The organism is Bacillus sp. LR_5 (assembly GCF_042709275.1).
The window spans coordinates 1-6,073 of the sequence record NZ_JAVAXX010000343.1 but is presented as its reverse complement, the minus strand read 5'-3'; the positions used below and the strand labels follow the sequence as shown (position 1 = coordinate 6,073).

Below are 6,073 nucleotides of genomic sequence, written 5' to 3'. Positions count from 1 at the left end.
GACATCGTGTTCATGTTTTATTTTGTCTTCTACTTCATCCGCCACTCCATGGCCTTCTTCTACTGTAAGCTTCGGATCAACCGTAATGACCATCTCGATATGAACTGTACTGCCTAAATACCTCGCTTTCACATCCTTTAGGCGATGCACATTTTCGATCCTGCCGACGGTCTGTTTGTAAGGCTCAAGATCTTTTAAATGGAAGCCGTCTGTTAAGGAATGTGAAGCGTCTTTAAAGATATCCCACGCTGTTTTGCAAATGATGATGCCGATGATAAAAGCCGTTACCGGATCAATCCACGGCAGCTTCAGCTGGGACGAAAAAACACCGATAAACGCGCCGGCGCTTACAAAAGCGTCTGACCTGCTGTCCTTTGCCGCTGCCATCAGGGCAGAGCTTTTAATGGATGCTGCCAGCCTTTTGTTATATAAATAGATGCCATACATAAACACAGCACTGCCTAACGCCGTCCATGCCGCGATAAGATTTGGCGTTTCCGTTGTGCCACCCGCAATCGCTTTTCCTCCGCCGATTAACACTTCAATGCCGACTGCCATCATAATAAAAGACGCAACAAGAGACGAAATTGTTTCAGCCCGATAATGGCCGTATGGATGATCGCTGTCAGCCGGTCTTTGAGAAATCCGCAATCCTATCAGCACTGCTACTGACGCAACAATATCTGTTCCATTATTTAATCCGTCTGCTCTCAGCGCTTCAGAATGATATAGAATCCCGATGACTAGCTTTACAACAGCAAGAATGACATATGCAAAAATATTGAGGAGCGCCCCTTTTTCTCCCTTTTTCAGATTTTCTGTCCGCTCCATTGAATACCAGCCTCCATTCTATTACATAGTATGGTTCAAAACATGAAAAATAGCAGGGTGCGTTCAATGAAGCGGAATATTTCGACAGCAAATTATTGCCCGGGAAACTTTTTGTCGATTTGTTGAATGTTTGTAAATTGGCCAAGAATAGGACTCTTTTCATCTTTACAGGCGATTGCGGACATTGTATACTGAAGTTAATTGATAATGATTATCAATATCGTTTGATTGGAGGTTGGTGACACAATGACACCTCAGTCTGCAGAAATCAGAAAAAAACAGCTCATTCATCTGTTAATACAGAATGGTATATACAAAAAGTCAAAGCGTCATCTGTATGAATTGTCGCTGACGGAGTTAGAAAGTGAATACAAACATGTCAGGAGGGCGCCGGAGCATGCCGAAGCGTAAAGTGAAAACTTACCAACAGCTGATCCAGGAAAACAAAGAGGCGATTATGGGCAATCCAAAGCTGATGAACGTTATTTATGACAGAATTGACCGCAAGCATCAAAAAAATCTGCAAGAGCAAAACAATACATAAAAAGAGCCGGTAAGGCTCTTTTTTTTATGACTCAAACGCTTCAGCCGCCAGCTTGTGTATCACGGCGTCATCCATCGGCGGGTTGTGAAGACCGGCGCGCACATCACGGTAATAGCGCTGAAGCGGGTTGGTTCGTTCCAGGCTTTTGGCCCCGACAATTCTCATCGCTTTATCAACAACAGACAGCGCAGCGTTTGTGACGATATGTTTCGCCGCTCCGAGCTCGCTGGTCAAGTGTGGACGCCGCTCCGGATCGTTATACAATTGAGCGATATGGAAAAGAAAGTGTCTGGCATTGAGCAGTTCAAGCTCCATTTCGCCTGTTCTTTGCTGTACGGCCGGGACATTCTTGATCGGTCCATTCAAGCTGTTTGGAGAATACTCAGATGCAAATTGCACTGCATAGTCACGAGCAGCTTGAGCCACACCAAGATAAATTGCAGGAATGTGAAGCAGCCAGCCATTCGGCTTAGCTCCACGAGGCCCTTGAAGCAGTTCCACCAGCTTATTCTCATCAAGCATGACTTCGTTCAGTACAAGGTCATGGCTCCCAGTCGCCCGCATCGCCATCATATCCCACGTTTCTTCAATCGACAAGCCGGGATCATCTTTATGAATGAGAAACACGCCTGTTGTTTGTTTGTCCTCAATCCATGCGGTTACTAAAAAATAATCCAGAGCTTGTGACATCGTCGTAAAGGTTTTTCTCCCGTTCACTGCCCATTTGCCATCCTTTTTGACGGCGTGTGTACCGGGACGCCCTCCTCTTGTCGGGCTTCCGGTTTTCGCTTCAGTCGCCGCCCTGTTAATGACAGCTCCGTTTTGGACTTCCTTGGCAACAAATGCAAATACGTCTTCATCCCAGCTGTTGCCTTCTCCAAGCTCCCCGATCACGCTCAAATGCCAGCCGATGCTAAGAGCCGTCGGAGCATCTCCCCGTGCAAGCCGTTCTTGAAACAGGAGCATATCGTAAACAGAAATGCCCCCTCCGCCATGAGATGCCGGCAATGTTAATGCTGTATACCCAGCATCACGCAGTTTTTGTATTTTCTCTGCAGGAAAACGTCCCTGTTCGTCATCTTCAGCAGCTGTTTGCTGAAATTCATCCGCAATCCGTCCGATTTTCTCCATCCATTGCCGCTGTTGATCGTTTTGTATAAATAATGACATCCGCCAGCCCCCCAAGTTTTAATTCCGATAAATTTAATATTTATTATAGATTTCCTGCCATTTTTCCGCAACTGTTAATCTTTTTGTCCAGTATAGAAAAACACGCCGTTCCCCAAGGGAACAGCGCGATTACACAGGATTTGCATCCCGGTCTTGTTTCATGCCGAGATAAATCAGCATATATGTCAGGTAACCCATCGTCATCACCAGGCCGCCAAAGAAAAAGCTTGAGAAAATCGGCTCTTCAAAAGCGGTCACTGCGGCCAACACAATCCAGCTGGCATACAGATAGATGATAAAATAGCGGATGCCCGTCTTCATTTTATATATCATGTACAGTCCCACGAGAGAAAACAACCCAAGCGCGAGCCTGAAATAAACAAGATGTTCAAACTGAAACATGAATGACACAAATGAGAATCCAAGCAGCAATACGATCGGTAAAGCGGTAATAAAGTTCCTCAATCGAGACACCTCCGTCAGTACCTTTAGTATAAACCAAAATATCAAATGATATTGATTTACGTGAGCTTTTTCACAAAAATGTCATTCCTTGCCTTTAGACCCGAACATCCCGTTTACAGAAGCACCACCAGCCAACAACGATGAAGAATATGGCATGTATGATGAGAATTCCAATTGAAAACAATGGCGTCATGCCTGAAAACAACGCTGTCTCTCCGCTTCTGTATTGCGTAAAGTCAGTGTTCGCAAAAAGCAAAAAGCTGCCCCACTTGTTTTCAAACAACTTCATGAGCTGAACAAGTGTACTCGCTCCGTATAAAATGACAAAAGAAACAACAACTGCTACCGCGCTGTTGCGGAACAGCGAAGAACAAAGCAGCCCGAATAATCCCATCATTACAGCTTCAAGCCAGTTTGACCCGATCAGCGCCAAGGTGTTGACCAGCAATGTCTTTGATTCCGCAGTCACCGATGTGCCAAAAAACACGAGACCGAATAATAATGCCAGAATGTAGTATGCCAGATACAAATAGAAGCTGACCATCACGACTGTGATTAATTTTGACCAAAAGACCTTTTGGCGTTTAACCGGACGAATGAGCAAAAATTTGATCGTCTTTTTATCAAATTCCATCGAAACAATTGTTGCTGCAATTACGATCGTTAAAGCCTGCAGCAAAATGTTCAGGCTCGGTGTATACGATAAATAGCCGATGAAGTTTTCATCTGTTCCGGCACTGATGACAATCCGTTTAATGATCAATGCCATGAAGAATTGAAAGACAGCCATCAGGATAAGAGAAACCAAAGTGACCTTCCGATTAAAAAGTTTCATATGTTCATTCCAAATTAATTTAGACAAGCTCTTCTCCCTCCTCTTGATGAGCTGTTGTCGCTTTTATAAATTCGTCTTCCAGTGATTGCGTGTAAGGCGTAATGGAAAATACATTCAAATCTTGTCCGACAAGTGATCGGTTCAGCTCCGGTATGTTTTCTTTTGCCACCTCAACTACAATCGTCCCGTCTTGGCTCTCAGCTTGATATTGATTGCCTGTCAGCCAATTGAGCGCTTTTTCTTGCGGCTGCACTTCTATAATCGCTTTTTCTGTGGTTTGATCAGTTCCTTGTAAGCTGACTTCCGCTTTGATCTCACCTTTTTGAATGATGATGACACGGTCGCACAAGTCTTCAACCTCGCGCAATAAATGAGTGGCGAACAGGACAGCTGTTCCTTCCATTTCTGCGAGTTCCTTAATATGATCGCGAAAATCCTTCATCCCCGCAGGATCGAGGCCGTTTGTCGGTTCATCTAGAATGAGAAGCTTCGGCCGGTGAAGAATTGCCTGGGCGATACCCAGACGCTGGCGCATCCCAAGAGAATAGGTTTTCACCTTATCATGAATCGCTGACGTCAGCCCGACACGTTCTACCACTTCATCAAGCCGTTCATCCGCTATTTTTTTGTGCATATTCGCAAAGTGCTTGAGGTTTTCCCAGCCTGTCAGGTACGGATAGAACTCAGGGTTCTCAACAATCGCTCCAACCGCTTCCATCGCTTTTTCAAACTCTGTATCATGCTGGAATCCGCTGATTGTCACGCTTCCGCTGTTTTGTTTCAACAGCCCGACGATGATACGGATGAGTGTTGTTTTTCCGGAACCATTCGGACCGAGAAGGCCGATGATTTCACCCTCCATGACGTCCATGCTGATCTGTTTTAAAATCTGTTTAGACCCAATCTTTTTATCGAGGCCTTCAATATGTAAAATCGGCTCAGCCATAAAGCCTTCCTCCTTTTTCGACAAAAAATAAACAGTGCCTAACATTAGGCACTGTTTGTATTATAGCATTTGTTGCTTCCAAATGTTTGGTTAAACCGATGATGAGCGTTTGCTCCGGCTGTTTGTTCTTTTCAGTTTCTGTAATGATGACAGGCATTGTCACCTGTTGTGTTCACCACTGTGCGAAGCAATGCCAAACTCCGATTCCGAGTCTTAATTCCATGCCCTGAACAGGCAGGCCGGCAGATCGAGGCACACTCATTATTCGATTTTAAACTACTTTTTATCGCTATTCTCTCGGGGTCCTTTAGACCTATCTTCCTTGTTGGTGACATCCAGAATATCAAGGAGAAACACAAAGATCGGAATCCCGATAATTAAACCCCAAATGCCGAAGAAGTGTTCAGAGAAAATGAGTACTGTGAAGGTGAAAAAGATTGGCAGCTCTGTTTTCGCCGACATCAGCTTCGGGTTTAAGAAATAGGTTTCGATCGCATGAATGGCGAATATGACAAGAACAATGTAGAGCACATACATTCCACCGCCAGTGCTGTAGGCGATAATGCTGAGCGGAATCAGGGAAATGACGACGCCTGCTACAGGGATCAATCCAAGGAAGAACACCATAATCGAAAGCCCAAACAGCTGCGGAAAATGCATAATCCAAAGCGCGATAAACGTCAGAATACAGTTGACGAGCGCAATGATAAATTGAGCCTCGAGCACCTTGCCGAACGTTCTTGCAAATTTGCTTCCGAAAAAAGCAATTTCCTCATAAAAGACCCTCAGTTTGCTCGTTTTAAATTTCGCCATGAATTCAGAAAGCCGTTTTTTCTCAAATAAGAAAAACATGCTAAGAATGAGCGCCATCACGACCTGCAAGCCGAATGTGCTGATATCGGCCAGATACGTATACACTACATTGAAGCCCTCTTTGACATATGAACTGATGTTAATATCTCCGAAGACACTGGTGATCTCATCAAAGAAAGGGATGCTGTCAGGATGATACGCAATATGTTTAATCTGCTTTACCAGCTGCTGGATCTGTGCCGCGACGACCGGATAAAACACAAAGCCCCCGACTGTAAGCAGCACAGCCAGCAACATGTAAAGAAACGTAATGACAACCCGCTGGCTCACGCGGAAGAACTGGCTTACAAACTGCCGCACGACAAGCTCCAAACGATCCATTAGAAATGTGAAAATGAAGGTAAGCAATATTAAGTTGATCATGCTCTTAAATAGATATAACACACCAGTTAACACGACAAAGATGGAG

8 protein-coding genes are annotated in these 6,073 nt (G+C 44.7%); 2 read left to right on the top strand and 6 right to left on the bottom strand.

From position 1 onward, the window contains the following. Positions 1-831: cation diffusion facilitator family transporter (locus RAC86_RS34070; RefSeq protein ID WP_377886578.1), on the bottom strand; the 831-nt coding region annotated here is incomplete at its 3' end. 246 nt (positions 832-1,077) lie between these two features. Here RAC86_RS34070 and RAC86_RS34065 point away from each other — a divergent pair. Together RAC86_RS34065 and fbpB are read left to right on the top strand one after the other, a co-directional pair. Next, positions 1,078-1,242 carry a Fur-regulated basic protein FbpA gene (locus RAC86_RS34065; RefSeq protein ID WP_003225157.1) on the top strand — a complete coding sequence of 55 codons (165 nt, stop codon included), beginning with the start codon at positions 1,078-1,080 and terminating at the stop codon, positions 1,240-1,242. Next, complete coding sequence (gene fbpB / locus RAC86_RS34060) at positions 1,196-1,375, top strand: Fur-regulated basic protein FbpB (protein ID WP_010886410.1); 180 nt, start codon at positions 1,196-1,198, stop codon at positions 1,373-1,375. The genes RAC86_RS34065 and fbpB overlap by 47 nt, the downstream gene beginning before the upstream one ends. A 24-nt stretch (positions 1,376-1,399) precedes the next feature. Here fbpB and RAC86_RS34055 read toward each other — a convergent pair whose 3' ends face one another. The 5 genes from RAC86_RS34055 to RAC86_RS34035 form a co-directional block, all read right to left on the bottom strand. Next, complete coding sequence (locus RAC86_RS34055) at positions 1,400-2,545, bottom strand: acyl-CoA dehydrogenase family protein (protein ID WP_377886577.1); 1,146 nt, start codon at positions 2,543-2,545, stop codon at positions 1,400-1,402. 129 nt (positions 2,546-2,674) lie between these two features. After that, the gene (locus tag RAC86_RS34050) at positions 2,675-3,010 is read right to left on the bottom strand and encodes a hypothetical protein (protein ID WP_003225151.1); all 336 of its coding nucleotides are present in this window, start codon (positions 3,008-3,010) and stop codon (positions 2,675-2,677) included. A gap of 94 nt (positions 3,011-3,104) precedes the next feature. Continuing rightward, a complete protein-coding gene (locus RAC86_RS34045) occupies positions 3,105-3,872 on the bottom strand; it encodes an ABC transporter permease (protein WP_038427410.1) in 768 nt (255 codons plus the stop codon). Continuing rightward, a complete protein-coding gene (locus RAC86_RS34040) occupies positions 3,865-4,791 on the bottom strand; it encodes an ABC transporter ATP-binding protein (RefSeq protein WP_003246573.1) in 927 nt (308 codons plus the stop codon). The genes RAC86_RS34045 and RAC86_RS34040 overlap by 8 nt, the downstream gene beginning before the upstream one ends. 276 nt (positions 4,792-5,067) lie before the next feature. After that, positions 5,068-6,073 (bottom strand): AI-2E family transporter (locus RAC86_RS34035; RefSeq protein ID WP_377886576.1); only part of this gene is annotated, 1,006 nt, incomplete at its 5' end.